We start from the raw sequence: 13,618 nt of genomic DNA on the forward strand, positions 1-13,618 counted from the left end.
GTACTCCATGAAGGCTGTCTACATCTCAGAGCCCGGCGGACCCGAGGTCCTGGAAGTCCGTGAGGTCGAAGCCCCAGTGGCGGGCCCCGGCGAGGTGCTGATCGACGTCGTCGCCGCCGGCCTTAACCGTGCCGACGTCCAGCAGCGCAAGGGGTTCTACCCGCCGCCCCCGGGTGCCTCCGAAATCCCCGGGCTGGAGGTCTCCGGCAGGATTGCAGGGTTCGGCCCCGGCGTCACCAAGGCGTTCTCTGTCGGGGACAAAGTGGTGGCGCTGCTCTCCGGCGGCGGCTACGCCCAGAAGGTGGCCGTGCCCGCCGGGCAGGTTCTGAGGATCCCCGACGGCGTGGATCTGGTCACGGCTGCATCGCTGCCCGAGGTCGCCGCAACCGTCTATTCCAATCTGATCATGACGGCGCAGCTGCAGCCGGGCGAGACGGTCCTGATCCATGGAGCCACGGGCGGGATCGGCACCATGGCCATCCAGCTGGCAAAGGCTATCGGCGCCCGCGTGGCCACGACGGCCGGCAACGCGGAAAAGGTCGGCACCGCCAAGGCCTTCCTCGGTGCGGACATTGCCATCAACTACGCCGAGGAAGACTTCCCCGCAAGCCTGCGCGCGCAGAACGGGGGCAAGGGCGCGGACGTGATCCTCGACGTCGTCGGGGCCAAGTACCTCGCGCAGAACATCGATGCCCTCGCCGACTACGGACGTCTCGTGGTGATCGGGCTCCAGGGCGGAGCCAAGGCGGAACTGGACCTCGGGCAGCTGCTGCGGAAGCGGGGCGCCATCATCGCCACGGCACTGCGTCCCCGCCCGGTCGAGGAAAAGACCGTGATCATGAACGCCGTCCGCGATGCCGTCTGGCCGATGTTGACCGACGGCAGGATCAGGCCCCTGGTGGCAAAAAGCTTCCCGCTGGAGCAGGTCGCCGCCGCGCACGAATACTTCGATTCCGGCGACCACGTCGGCAAAGTCCTGCTTGTCATGTAGCGGCTGGCAGCTGGCGGCACCGGAACCGGGCAGCCGACCGGCAGCGCGGAGCGGGGCCGACATATTCCGGCCGGAGCATGCGCTGTTTTGCGGTTAGGGCGCCAATGACGATACCCTAGGTCCATACGCGGTATACACGCGTCTTGGGGCGCGTGTATGCTGTGTGATTTCGTGGCTTCGCGATTTCGGGGGGCGTTATGTCGATTCGTCACAGTCTTCTCGCACTTTTGCAGGACCGACCGCGCTACGGCTATCAGCTCAGGACCGAATTCGAGGACCGCACAGGGTCGTCCTGGCCGCTGAACATCGGGCAGGTCTACACCACCCTTGACCGGCTCGAACGCGACGGACTGGTCCACAATGACGGCGGCGACGGCGACGGACACGTCATCTACAGCATCACTCCCGCCGGCCGGACCGAAGTCAACGACTGGTTCGCGGTCCCGGTCTCCCGGGCCAACCCGCCCCGGAACGAACTCGCGATCAAGCTCGCCCTCGGCCTGACGATTCCAGGGACCGACGTCGGATCCATCATCCAGGCCCAGCGGGCCGTCTCCATCCGGGCCCTGCAGGAGTACACCAAGTCCCGCCGCGACACGGCCGCCCTCCAGCGCCCGGCCGACACCGCCCGGCTCCTGGTGCTGGACTCCCTGATCTTCCAGACCGAGGCCGAAGTGCGCTGGCTGGACCTTTGCGAGGCCCGCCTGATGCAGCTCAGCACCCTCCGGACGTAGCACCTCAGCAACCTCCGGACGCCGCCCCCGTGCGCGGCCGCCCGGCCGCGGGAACCGAACCGGCCCGCGTATTTTTGGCTCAGCCCCGCAACAAACTTTCCACCATCCCTGCCGTTCACCGCATCCGGTCGACCGTTCGTCGCGTCAACCGCGCCGCCCGGCGCAGCGCCGGCAGGTGAGGACGGCCACATTGGTAGGGTGCGGGGGGCAGTTCTGCACCGGTGGGCTGCCCGGTTGGGTTTCTCAAGGAGGAGATATGGGCACAATGCCAGACGGCACGCAGGACGCCAGCACAAACAGCAGCACACACGGAACAGTACGGCTCGACGACGGCATCGTTGCCGACCCGTCCCTTCCACCGACCTCGGTGGAGGATGCGGTCCGCGACTCCGCGGACCGCACGTGGACGCCCGCCAAGATTGCGCTGTGGGCGGCCATTGCACTGTTGGGCGGCGTCGCCTGGTTCATGCTCGCAGTCATCCGGGGCGAGACCGTCAACGCCATCTGGTTCGTGTTCGCGTCAGTCTGCACGTACCTGATCGGCTACCGCTTCTACTCCAAGGTCATTGAGCGCTACCTGCTCAAGCCCAACGACCGTCGCGCCACCCCGGCCGAATACAAAGCCGACGGCAAGGACTACGTCCGCACGGACCGCAACGTCCTCTTCGGCCACCACTTCGCCGCCATCGCCGGCGCCGGACCCCTCGTGGGCCCGGTCATCGCCGCCCAGATGGGCTACCTGCCAGGCACCATCTGGATCATCCTCGGCGTCGTTCTGGCCGGCGCCGTCCAGGACTACCTCGTCCTGTTCTTCTCCATGCGCCGCGGCGGCCGCTCCCTGGGCCAGATGGCCCGCGAGGAACTCGGCGTGATCGGCGGCACCGCCGCGCTCATCGCGACGCTGCTGATCATGGTCATCATCGTCGCCATCCTCGCCCTGGTGGTCGTCAACGCCCTGGGCGAAAGCCCTTGGGGCGTCTTCTCGGTGGGCATGACCATCCCGATCGCCCTCTTCATGGGCGTCTACCTGCGGTACCTCCGGCCGGGCAAGGTCATGGAGGTCTCCATCATCGGTTTCGTGCTGCTCATGGCCGCCATCATCGGCGGCGGAGCCGTGGCCGGAACCGAATGGGGCGCCGCGTTCTTCCACCTGGACAAGGTCACCATCGCCTGGGGCCTCATCATCTACGGCTTCATCGCGGCCATCCTCCCCGTCTGGCTCCTCCTGGCCCCCCGCGACTACCTCTCCACCTTCATGAAGATCGGCGTGATCGTGATGCTGGCCCTGGCCATCATCGTGGTCCGCCCGGAGATCACCGTCCCGGCCTTCAGCGAGTTCGCCGGCCGCGACAACGGCCCGGTCTTCTCCGGGGCGCTGTTCCCGTTCCTGTTCGTCACGATCGCGTGCGGCGCGCTGTCCGGATTCCACGCCCTCATCGCCTCCGGAACCACACCGAAACTGATCGAGAAGGAACGCCAGACGCGCCTGATCGGCTACGGCGGCATGCTCATGGAATCCTTCGTGGCCATCATGGCCCTCGTGGCCGCGATCTCCATTGACCGCGGCATCTACTTCGCCATGAACGCCCCGGTGGCGCTGACAGGGGGCACGGTGGAGACCGCGGCCGCGTGGGTCAACAGCCTGGGCCTGTCCGGGGTCAACATCGCTCCCGGTGACCTCGCGCAGACGGCCAAGGACGTGGGGGAGCAAAGCATCATCTCCCGCTCCGGGGGCGCACCCACCCTCGCCGTCGGCCTGGCCCACATCATGCAGCAGTTCATCGGCGGGACCGCCATGATGGCGTTCTGGTACCACTTCGCCATCATGTTCGAGGCCCTGTTCATCCTCACCGCCGTCGACGCCGGCACCAGGGTGGCCCGCTTCATGCTGCAGGACTCGATCGGCAACTTTGTCCCCAAGTTCAAGGAGCACTCCTGGCGTCCGGGCGCCTGGCTCTGCACCGCCGTCATGGTGGTCGCCTGGGGCGCGGTCCTGCTGATGGGCGTCACCGACCCGCTGGGCGGCATCAACACCCTGTTCCCGCTGTTCGGGATCGCCAACCAGCTCCTGGCGGCCATCGCCCTCTCGGTCTGCCTGGCCATCGCCGCCAAGCGCACCGCCCTGAAATATCTGTGGATCGTAGCGGCGCCGCTGGCGCTCGCCGCCGTCGTGACCATCACCGCGAGCTTCTACAAGATCTTCTCGCCCGTTCCTGCGGTGGGCTACTTCGCCAACAACGCCGCCTTTGCCAAGGCTCTTGCAGACGGCAAAACCTCCTTCGGCACGGCCAAGACCCAGGCTGCCATGGAAGCTGTGGTCCGCAACTCCATGATTCAGGGCTGGCTCTCGATCATCTTCGTGGTGCTGAGCATCATCGTCATCATCACCGCTGTGATGGCAACCATCACAGCGCTCCGGAACACGGCCGCGGGCCTGCCCAACACCGAACACGAAGACCCCGCCCAGGCCTCCCGCGTCTTCGCCCCGGCCGGGTTCATTCCCACGGCGGCGGAGCGCGACCTCGTGGCCGAGTGGAACACCCTCCCGGCCGGACAGCGCCTCGAAAAGTCCGGCCACCACTGATGCGGAGCCGGTCATGAACGCGGTCCTCGCAGGAATCCGGGGCGTTGCGGGGTATCTCGGCGGGGTCCTGGGCGCCGACGCCTACACGAAGTATTTGGCGCATCATGACGCCTCGGGGCACACCGGTCCTCCCCTGACTGAGCGGGAGTTCTGGCGTGACCGGGCTGACCGGCAGGACACCACCCCACAGGGGCGGTGCTGCTGAGCGGTGCTGCTGGGCGGTGCTGCAGGGCGGGCACGCCGTCGGGCATCAGCGCGTCCGGCGGCGTCCGCGCCCCTTCCGAGCGGACGCCGGGTCCGCGCGGAAGGGGCGCGTGAGAGTATGAAGCCATGAGCGATCAGCACGACACTCAGCCCGGAGCCCAGTCCGCCGACGACGTACCCGTCGAAGGAACCCCCGTGGATGATGCCCCGCCGCTGGCGGGCGAGCCCATGGCGCCACCGGCCGCCGGCCGCGGCGGAGAACCCGGAGCAGGGCCGAGGCCGCCCCGGGGGAGCGACCTTCAGGATCTGGTGGACCAGCCCGCGAAGGTCATGCGGATCGGCACAATGATCAAACAGCTGCTGGACGAGGTAAGGTCCGCGCCGCTCGACGACGCCGCCAGGGTCCGGCTGGCCGAAATCCACGAGCGCTCCATCAAGGAACTCGAGGACGGCCTCGCCCCGGAACTCGTGGCGGAACTCGAGCGGATCAACCTACCCTTCCCGGAGAACGCCACCCCCTCCGACGCCGAACTCCGGATTGCCCAGGCCCAGCTGGTCGGCTGGCTGGAGGGGCTCTTCCACGGCATTCAGACCGCCATCGCCGCCCAGCACGCGGCCCGGGAGCACGCCTACGCCCAGATGCAGCTGCGCCAGCTGCCACCGGGAACCGTCATCGCGCCGGGGGTCATCATCGGGGAGAACGGCGAACCGGTCCGTGCCGCCGCGCCCCATCGGGGCGCGGACCCCTCCCAGCCGCCCGAGCCCGCCGACCCGGACCACGGTCCCGGCCAATACCTTTAGCGCGACCTTGGGCCTCTTCAGCGCAGCACGGCAAGGACGCAGGGACGACGCCGAACTCGGCAAGGGCCTCTGGCGGCGCGCCCATGACCGCTTCAACCGCGGGCTGGACCGTTACCACCAGGTCCTCGAGGGGGTCGAGGACGAACAGCTCTACGGGGAGCTGGTCGAGATCGCCAACCAGCTCTCCGCCCTCGTGCCGCGGGTGCGGGAGATCTGTGCGGAGGCCCAGCGGCGGTATCCCAGCAATGGACTGGATATCCCCGGGCCGCTGGCGGGGGTCCATCGGGCCCTGTCCACGGCAGGGAATTCGCTCGCCATGACGGCCGAGGCGGCCGCGATGCTCCGGCTCGCCGTGGGGCCGGTCCCGGTGGGCGCGGCGTCCGTGCGGCGGCGCGCGGAAACCGTGGCGGAACAGGTCCGCGACGCCGAACGGCGGCTTGCGGAAGCTGGCGGCCGCGGCCCAGCCCAGGACTGAGCGCGGTCCCGTTATGCCCGGTCCCGGCGGTATTCCCGGTTAAGCGCCTAGCTTAGCTTCGGCCTGGCGCTGGCCGGACGGCGTCGATCTTGGCAGGATAGTTGTATGACTTTTTCACCGGAACTGACTTTCAATGACGGCAACACCATTCCCCAGCTTGGGTACGGGGTGTGGCAGGTTGAAGATGACGTGGCCGAAAAGGTGGTAGTCCAGGCGTTCGAGGCCGGCTTCCGCCACATCGACACCGCCAAGATCTACGGCAACGAAGCAGGGGTGGGCCGTGCCATTGAGCGCTCCGGCCTCAAGCCCGAGGAAATCTTCATCACCACCAAGTTGTGGAACGCGGACCAGGGCTATGAGTCCACCCTGAAGGCGTTCGAGGACTCCATGCAGCGGTTGGGCCTCGAAACCCTGGACCTGTACCTGATCCACTGGATGCAGCCGAAGCAGGACAAGTACGTTGACACCTGGAAGGCCCTCATCGAGCTCCAGAAGCAGGGCCGGGTCAAGACGATCGGCGTCTCCAACTTCACCAAGGAGGGCCTGCAGCGCCTCGTTGATGAGACCGGGGTGGTTCCGGCCATCAACCAGGTGGAGCTGCACCCGTTCTTCAACCAGGCCGACCTGCGCGAATTCAACGCTTCCAAGGGCATCCTCACCCAGGCGTGGTCCCCGCTGGGCCAGGGCGGCGAGCTCCTCGAGAGCCCGGTCATTGCCCAGATTGCCGCCAAGCACGGTGCGACTCCGGCCCAGGTTGTTATCGCCTGGCACCTGGCAATCGGCAACGTGGTCATCCCCAAGTCGGTGACGGAATCCCGGATCCGCGAGAACTACGCGGCCCTGGACGTCACCCTTGACGAGACCGATGTCCAGGCCATCAACGGACTGGACCGTTCCGCCGAAGGCGCCGGCCGGATCGGCCCGGACCCGGCCGTTTCCGACTTCGCCTAGGCGACAAATCCGAGACGCCGTCACCGCGCTTTACGGCAATAGCCGCAGCAGCTGCCAGGCGTTCGCAGAGGGCCTTCACCCGCACGGGTGGAGGCCCTTCCTGCTGCCCGGGGCATTCGCACGGCCATTCCCCGGTCATGTCTCTGACGATTGCGCCGGGCATTTCCGCGGGCATTTCCCCGGTCCGGGGACGTGCCCGGCCCCGAATCCAGGGGCTGCCCGGACTCAGGCGGCATCCCGGGCCGGGACCGTGCCGATTCAGGCGGCGGCCCGGCGCTCTTTCGCCGGGATTGCGTCGACAATGGCCCAGCCGTCCTCGCCCGAGATGCACCTACTGGCGAAGCGGTCCGCGGCGGCAGCGTCGTCGAAGCTCTCGGAGCGGATGCGGCCGCAGTCGGTGTCTAGGTAGGTGACTGTGAAGTACAGGGCACCATCCTGTGCCTCATCCAAAGTCTGTTGGAAGTGCTGCTGAAAACCCTGGTTGTTTTCCATGATTCCAGTGTGCAACCGACCTCTGACAGCGAAGCTTCACGCCTCCGGCGTGTTGCTCAGCCGCAGCACGCGTTCGCGGGCCAGGACTTCCTGCCTGCGTTGACGCTCCGCGGCCCGGGCCGTCTGCTGCGCCATGGCCGCTGCCAGCTGGTGACGCTTCCGGGCTTCCTTGAGCCCGGCTTCTGCCAGGTCCAGCCGCCGCCTCAGGTCGAGCGCCTCGTCGGCCAACCGCGTGGTTTCCGCTGCCGCGGCGGCCAGTTCCGCCGCCGCGCGGCGCGCGTCCTCGTTCGCAACCGCGGCGGACTCCTCGGCCAGCGCCAGGCCGGAGTGTGCCCGGTCCACCGCCGACGGCGACGGTGCCGTCCGCGCTCTCCCCACAGCCCGGAGCCGGGGCTGCCCTGCCGGCGGCTGATCGCCGGCCGCGCTGGCTGCACCGCCCGCGCCAGCGCCGGGAGGCTCAACCCTGCGCGGCGGTTCCGACGCTCCGCCGGCTGCCCCGCCGTCGGCCGGTCCCCGTGCGGCGCTGCTGCCTGGTCCTTGGCCCGCGGGGCTGCCCGGGAGGGCCACCGCGCCGGCGAGATCGACGACGTCGACGCCGTCAGCCGAGAGCGCCCGGAGGAGGCAGCCGCTCTGGACGGCAGCGGCGGCCCCCGGGTCAGCCGTGGCGGCCCGCAGCGTCTGTTCAACTTCGGTCGCCACCGCCGCACTGATCGACCTGCCCCGTTCAGTTGCGAGAACACGTGCGGCGGCCACCGCTCCGCTCAGGAGCCGCCGCCGTTCCTGCGCGAGGCGGCGGAGCCCCGCTGCGTCCAGCGCGGCCTGCGCGGCCTGCATCGCGTCCCCGAGCTCAGCCAGGTCCCGCAAAATTTCCGGGTGGTGAGCGGCCAGCATGTTCACCGCCCACGCCGCCAGGGAGGGTTTGGGCAGGGCCCGCACCTCAGCGGCCAGGGCACGCTGTGCCGCGGGCGTGACGCCAAGGCGGCTGGTGTCCTGGGCCGCGGCCGTTCTGGCCGCCACGAATTCGCCGTACGGCAACGCGTACAGCGGACCCGCAATGCCCGCGAGTTCCCGGCTTCCCATGCAAGAATCATAGGAGTTCCGGCCCCGCAGCGGGTCCGCTGCCCCGGCATCAGACCCGGTGGCGCCATGTTTTGGAGGAGTTTTCACTTGATCGAAATTGGTGGGCTTCCGGCCCATGTCCTGCTCGTCCACGCCGTAGTCGTACTCGGGCCCATCGCCGGCCTGGGCGCCATCATCTATGCCCTGGTCCGGCGCTGGTGGGGCTACCTGGCGTGGCCCCTGGGTGTACTGTCGGTGGGGCTGGTGCCGGTGACACTCCTGACCGCACAGGCCGGCGAGCAGTTGCAGAAAGCCCGTCCGGCGTCGGCGCTGGTTCACGAGCACGCCGAGCAGGGCGACGTGCTCAAAGTGGTTTCCGTGATCTTTTTTGTCCTCGTCGCGGCAATGTTGATGGTCACCTACGAGCCCCTTGGCCGGCGCTTGGCGTTCCTCGGCGGACTTCGTGGCAACCGGATTGTCCGGGGCATCCTCCTGGCTGCCGGCGCCGTGGTGGGAGCCGTCTTCATTTACCAGAGCGTCATCACGGGGCATTCGGGCGCGGCGTCGGTCTGGGCGCGCTAAACCCGCCGATGGGCGGCCCCGCGGCCGGCTGAGGGCCGGGCCCGGCGCAGCGTCACGACCAGCAGGACCAATGCTGCTATCTGCAGTGCGGCCACCACCCCGATGAGCACCGGCTGGGCGCCATAGAGGGATCCGTACAACGCGCCGCCCACCAGGGCCCCGGCGCCCTCGAATGCCGCGAACACGCCGTAGGCCGTACCCTGCCGGGGCTGGGGCACGAGGTCGGCCACCAGCGCCTTGACCGTGGAGTCCTGGATGCCCGTGGCGGCTCCCCAGACCAGGACGCCGGCCAGGACAAGCCCGGCGTTCGGGGCCAGGGCCAGCACCGGCACCCCGGCAATCAGCACGGGCAGTGCGAAGAGCACGGCCGCCCCGGCACGGTCGTACAGGACGCCGCTGACGAGGGCCCCCACTGCGGCAGCCCCCATGGCGCCGGCATACAGCAGCGGAACCACCGGGACCGGGACTGCCACGTCGGCCGTCAGGTGATAGGAGATGACGCCGAAGGCCACCAGGCCTGCGCTCCAAAAGAATGCGGCCAGGGCGAACAAGAGGAAGACGCCGGAGAGTCCCGACGCCGGAGGGCCGGCGGTCTTCCCGCGGCCCGGTTCCGCACCCGTGGCGGCGGAACCGGGCGCAGAATTTAGAGTCGAATCCGGAACCGGTTCCGGAACCGTCGACGCAGCAGTTTCCGACGCCGGTAAGCCGGCGGGGCCGGCGTCGGCGGCTGCCGTGTCCGCGCCGGGATCTTTGATGCGGCGACGCAGCCACACGAGAATCGCCACCGCCGTCACGGCCGGAACGACGAGCACCGCGAAGGCCGCTGAGAGCGAGCCGGTGGCAACCAGCACTCCCGTGACCAGCAGCGGGCCCAGCAGTGCCCCGGCCAGATCGAGGGATTTGTGGACGGCGAAGCCGCGTCCGCGGCCAACGGGCCCGGCAACGGCCGCGAGCAGAACCGTCTTCGCCGGGCTACGCACTGCCTTGCCAACCCTGTCCCCGATAATGAGCACGGCCGCGAGAGCCAGCCCGGCCGAACCCGCGAGGGGCGTCAGCGCCAGCAGGGGAACGCACACGGCGGTGAGCGCATACCCCGCCATGGTGAAGGTCCAGTATTTTCCCGTACGGTCCGCCCAAGGGCCGAACACCAGCCGCAGGCCCTGGGCGGCGGCTTCCGCGGCGCCGGTCACGAGGCCCACGAACAGCGCGGTGGCGCCGAGCTGGGCCAGCAGAGGGCCCCCCAACGGGCGGGCGCCGTCGGACACCATGTCCGTGGCGAGGCTGACGAGGCCGAAGCCAACCACCGCACCCCACCGCGGGTGCCGCCGCATGCCGGACTCCCCGTCGGGCCGCGCCCGCGGAGGTTCCTGCCGGCGGCCTGTCAGTCCGCGACCGGGCCGTTCCATTCCCTAAGGCTGACGGACGCCCCGAAAAATGACAATACGCAGGTCAGGGCCCCGTAGACCCGCCGTGCCGCTTCAGGAAATATTGGCGAAAGTGGTCCATTCCGGCCCGCGGCTTGGTACTTTTCTCACAGCCGCTCCGCAATGCGCGGGCCGGGGGGACCCACATTGCCGGAATGAAAGGCTTCACCACCATGAGCGCACCTCAGTACCCGGGCTACGCGCCCGCACCCGCAGCCGCGAAGACAAACGGACTTGCCATCGCGGCGCTGGTCTCATCCTTCTTCATCAGCCTGCTCGGCATCATTCTGGGTCACATCGCCCTGAACCAGATTAAGACCACCGGCGAAAGCGGCCGCGGACTGGCCATCGCCGCGCTGGTGATCGGCTATGCCTCCATCGCGGTCGCGATTATCGCGTTCGTTGTAATTGGCGTCGCGGCCGCAAACCGCTAGGGCAAGGACGACGTTCCCCTCCGGCCCACGCCGGGAGGGGACTTTGTCATCCCGTCTGTAGGCCCCGATGACCAGCGCCCCATCCGCGCGACACCCTCACGGAGGAATTGTGAAGCTATTTTCGACCCCGCCCCGCCACTCGGCCCGGGGCCTCAAACCTGTCGCCGCCAGTCTGCTCGGCTCGGCCCTGGCCGGAGTGCTGGCGCTCTCTGTCCTGGCGGTCTCGGCGCAGGCGGCGGCACCGGGCAGCATGGCGGCACCCTTGACCGTCGCGGCAACCATGCCGGCGCCCACCGGGTGGCTGCACACCTCCGGCGGCACAATCCTGGACTCGAACAACGCCCCGTACACGATCAAGGCCGCCTCCTGGTTCGGCATGGAAACTCCTGACTGCATGCCGCACGGGCTGTGGGGGACCCTGACCATTGACGACGCCCTGGCCAACATCAAATCGATGGGCTTCAACACCGTCCGGCTGCCGTTCTCCAACGAGTGCCTGGCCGCGACGTCCATCGCGGGGAACCTGAATTACTGGGCCAACCGTGCCTACGGGCTCGAGGGCAAGACGCCCCTGATCCTGATGGACACGGTGATCGCCCGCGCCAAGGCCAACGGCTTGCAGATCATCCTGGACCGGCACCGGCCGTCCTCCGCTGACCAGTCCCCGCTCTGGTACACCTCCGCCTACCCGGAGTCGAGGTGGATCGCCGACTGGAAGATGCTCGCCGCGCGTTACAAGACCGATCCCACGGTGATCGGCGCCGACCTTCACAATGAGCCCGCCGGGGCTGCGACTTGGGGCGGGGCCGCCGCCACCGACTGGCAAGCCGCGGCCACCCGCGGCGGGAACGCCGTCCTGGCCTCCAACCCCAACCTGCTGATCATCATCGAAGGCATCGAGAACCAGGGCAACGGCACCACCACATGGTGGGGCGGCGGCCTGGCCGATGTGAAGAACAAGCCGGTCACCCTGGCCACACCCAACCGCGTGGTGTACTCCCCGCACGACTACCCGGCGTCGCTGTTTGCGCAGAAGTGGTTCAGTGATCCCAGCTATCCCAACAATCTGCCAGCCGTCTGGGATGCCAACTGGGGGTATATCCAGAAGCAAGGCATCGCCCCAATCCTGCTCGGGGAGTTCGGGACCGCGCTGCAGACCACGTCGGACCAGCAGTGGATGGCGAAGATTGTCTCCTATCTCGGCACCAATTCCATGAGCTTTGCGTATTGGGCGTTCAATCCGAACAGCGGCATCACCGGTGGCCTCGTCCAGGCAGACTGGCGCACGCCGGAGGCCGCCAAACTGGCCGCGCTGGCGCCGATCCTGAAGACCGCCCCGACGCCGACGACGACGCCGACCCCGTCGGCCAGCCCCACGGCGTCCGCGTCGCCAACTGTCACCGCCACTCCGACGCCGACGCCCAGTGCCACGCCGACGCCCACTGCCAGCGCCACACCGACCGCTACCGCGACGCCGTCGCCCGCGCCGACGTCGGGCGGTTCCATCAGCGCGGTTTGGAAGCTCAGCAGTTCCTGGACCGGAGGCTACGTGGCTAACATCGAGGTCACCGGGCTCCGTGCGGCCGCGGGCTGGAGTGTGAGCTGGCCGGATCCGAACGTCACGCGGGTGGCCAACTCCTGGGGCATCACCTGCACGGTCATTCCCAAGGTGTCGGTAACCTGCAGCGGATCGGACTGGGCCACCAAGATCGCGGCCGGCCAGAAACTGGCTGTCGGCCTGCAGGTGGATTCGCTGAAAGCCCCGGTCAACCCGGTGCTGACGCTGAAGTAGCCGGCCGCTGCCGACCCGCACACGAGGGACCCCCGGAAATCGCTGATTCCCGGGGGTCCTTCCGATGGCGGGAGCAATCGAGAGCCAGGTCAGCGAGGGGCCCGCGGTACCCGGTTTGTCTTCCCCGCGACGTATTGACGATCGGACAGGTCCGGCGTAGACCGTGCCGTATCAATCCAATCGCAGGCCGTTGCCTTGCGGCCTGCCGCCTGTGAGGAGAAGACAATGGCCGTCGCAGTCATCATGGAATTTTCCGGTGCCACCTTGGGGCAATACGACCAGGTGATCGAGAAGATGGGGCTCACCCCGGGAGGACCCGGGCCGGCCGGCGCCCTCGGACATTGGGTCGCCGCCACGGACGACGGCATCGTCGTCACCGACCTCTGGCAGACCAGGGAACTCTACGACGCCTTCGCGAAGGATCAGATCGGCCCGTTCACTGCCGAAGTCGGCCTCTCCGCGCCCGCGGTGAAGTATCTGGACGCCCATAATTACTTCACCCCGGGAGCGGATGCCTGACCGCACTAAGAGTCGGCCAGTCTCACCGGACCGTGATCTCTATCCCGGCCACGGCACCTTTCCATGCACCGGTAGGGTCGGGCCGGATCAGTTGGGCGCTGACGTACCCCTTTTGCAGCACCACTACCTTCGACAGGACCCTGGAGCAATCGACGTCCAGGGGCACCGGCTTGGCCCCCGTCCCATCTTGAGTGAGGAACATCTGGACGCCGGGAGTGCCGACGCAGGTCGCGGTGACGGTGTGCGGACCGGCAGTCATCACCGTTACGGCTTTGGTGAAGCCAACCCCTGGCCCGTCGGCCGGGCCGGCGTCGGCCAGGAGCACCGACCCCGGTGCCGTGCCTAGCCGCTTATGCAGTTCCGCGTAGTTGGCCGCTTCCACCTCCAGTACTCCCTGGTCTTTCGCCGGCACGGAGGGCGCAGGCCGGTGGCTTTGCACGGCCGACGTCGGCTGCGCAGCGCCGCCATCCTCATAGGCACAGGCAGCCATGCCGCCAGCGAGCACCATGACACCAATGAGTGCCGCAGCGCGGCGGGCTGTTTTCGGTTCCCCCGGTCCTGACATGGGCCGAGTCT

The 13,618-nt window shown here is 68.3% G+C and carries 15 protein-coding genes; 11 read left to right on the forward strand and 4 right to left on the reverse strand.

Annotation, left to right across the window (positions count from 1 at the left end; all coding sequences use genetic code 11):
- Positions 1 to 7 precede the first annotated feature (7 nt).
- The 7 genes from C8D78_RS13380 (at position 8) to C8D78_RS13410 (ending at position 6,740) form a co-directional block, all read left to right on the forward strand.
- On the forward strand, positions 8 to 991 hold the full coding sequence (locus C8D78_RS13380) for an NAD(P)H-quinone oxidoreductase (protein ID WP_120954358.1): 984 nt from the start codon (positions 8 to 10) through the stop codon (positions 989 to 991).
- A 197-nt stretch (positions 992 to 1,188) separates the two neighbouring features.
- A complete protein-coding gene (locus tag C8D78_RS13385) occupies positions 1,189 to 1,725 on the forward strand; it encodes a PadR family transcriptional regulator (RefSeq protein WP_120954359.1) in 537 nt (178 codons plus the stop codon).
- Between the two features lie 265 nt (positions 1,726 to 1,990).
- Positions 1,991 to 4,309, forward strand: a complete 2,319-nt coding sequence (locus C8D78_RS13390; RefSeq protein ID WP_120954412.1) for a carbon starvation CstA family protein — start codon at positions 1,991 to 1,993, stop codon at positions 4,307 to 4,309.
- Positions 4,310 to 4,322: 13 nt separating this feature from the next.
- On the forward strand, positions 4,323 to 4,514 hold the full coding sequence (locus C8D78_RS13395) for a YbdD/YjiX family protein (protein WP_120954360.1): 192 nt from the start codon (positions 4,323 to 4,325) through the stop codon (positions 4,512 to 4,514).
- Between the two features lie 125 nt (positions 4,515 to 4,639).
- A complete protein-coding gene (locus C8D78_RS13400) occupies positions 4,640 to 5,314 on the forward strand; it encodes a bacterial proteasome activator family protein (RefSeq protein ID WP_120954361.1) in 675 nt (224 codons plus the stop codon).
- A gap of 7 nt (positions 5,315 to 5,321) precedes the next feature.
- A complete protein-coding gene (locus tag C8D78_RS13405) occupies positions 5,322 to 5,789 on the forward strand; it encodes a hypothetical protein (protein WP_120954362.1) in 468 nt (155 codons plus the stop codon).
- Positions 5,790 to 5,894: 105 nt separating this feature from the next.
- Positions 5,895 to 6,740: an aldo/keto reductase gene (locus tag C8D78_RS13410; protein WP_120954363.1), complete on the forward strand. Its 846-nt coding sequence runs from the start codon at positions 5,895 to 5,897 to the stop codon at positions 6,738 to 6,740.
- 258 nt (positions 6,741 to 6,998) lie between these two features.
- Here C8D78_RS13410 and C8D78_RS13415 read toward each other — a convergent pair whose 3' ends face one another.
- Entirely contained in the window at positions 6,999 to 7,232 is a 234-nt protein-coding gene (locus tag C8D78_RS13415; RefSeq protein WP_120954364.1) for a hypothetical protein, read from the reverse strand.
- Positions 7,233 to 7,268: 36 nt separating this feature from the next.
- Positions 7,269 to 8,312 (reverse strand): hypothetical protein, encoded by a 1,044-nt coding sequence (locus C8D78_RS13420; protein WP_120954365.1) that lies wholly within the window; start codon positions 8,310 to 8,312, stop codon positions 7,269 to 7,271.
- Positions 8,313 to 8,399: 87 nt separating this feature from the next.
- Here C8D78_RS13420 and C8D78_RS13425 point away from each other — a divergent pair, with 87 nt between their 5' ends.
- Complete coding sequence (locus tag C8D78_RS13425) at positions 8,400 to 8,873, forward strand: hypothetical protein (protein ID WP_120954366.1); 474 nt, start codon at positions 8,400 to 8,402, stop codon at positions 8,871 to 8,873.
- Here C8D78_RS13425 and C8D78_RS13430 read toward each other — a convergent pair.
- The gene (locus C8D78_RS13430) at positions 8,870 to 10,204 is read right to left on the reverse strand and encodes an MFS transporter (RefSeq protein WP_244208396.1); all 1,335 of its coding nucleotides are present in this window, start codon (positions 10,202 to 10,204) and stop codon (positions 8,870 to 8,872) included. The genes C8D78_RS13425 and C8D78_RS13430 overlap by 4 nt on opposite strands.
- A 266-nt stretch (positions 10,205 to 10,470) precedes the next feature.
- Between C8D78_RS13430 and C8D78_RS13435 the strand changes: the two genes are divergently transcribed.
- From C8D78_RS13435 to C8D78_RS13445, 3 genes are all read left to right on the forward strand, one after another.
- Positions 10,471 to 10,731: a DUF4190 domain-containing protein gene (locus tag C8D78_RS13435; protein ID WP_167467910.1), complete on the forward strand. Its 261-nt coding sequence runs from the start codon at positions 10,471 to 10,473 to the stop codon at positions 10,729 to 10,731.
- 109 nt (positions 10,732 to 10,840) lie between these two features.
- Complete coding sequence (locus tag C8D78_RS13440) at positions 10,841 to 12,523, forward strand: cellulase family glycosylhydrolase (RefSeq protein WP_244208397.1); 1,683 nt, start codon at positions 10,841 to 10,843, stop codon at positions 12,521 to 12,523.
- 225 nt (positions 12,524 to 12,748) lie between these two features.
- Positions 12,749 to 13,042: a hypothetical protein gene (locus C8D78_RS13445; RefSeq protein WP_120954370.1), complete on the forward strand. Its 294-nt coding sequence runs from the start codon at positions 12,749 to 12,751 to the stop codon at positions 13,040 to 13,042.
- Between the two features lie 22 nt (positions 13,043 to 13,064).
- On the opposite strand, the gene C8D78_RS13450 is transcribed toward C8D78_RS13445, so the two are convergent.
- Positions 13,065 to 13,607: a hypothetical protein gene (locus tag C8D78_RS13450; protein ID WP_244208398.1), complete on the reverse strand. Its 543-nt coding sequence runs from the start codon at positions 13,605 to 13,607 to the stop codon at positions 13,065 to 13,067.
- Positions 13,608 to 13,618 lie beyond the last annotated feature (11 nt).

Origin of the sequence: Arthrobacter oryzae (genome assembly GCF_003634095.1) — a bacterium.
Taxonomy (GTDB): Bacteria; Actinomycetota; Actinomycetes; order Actinomycetales; family Micrococcaceae; genus Arthrobacter; species Arthrobacter oryzae.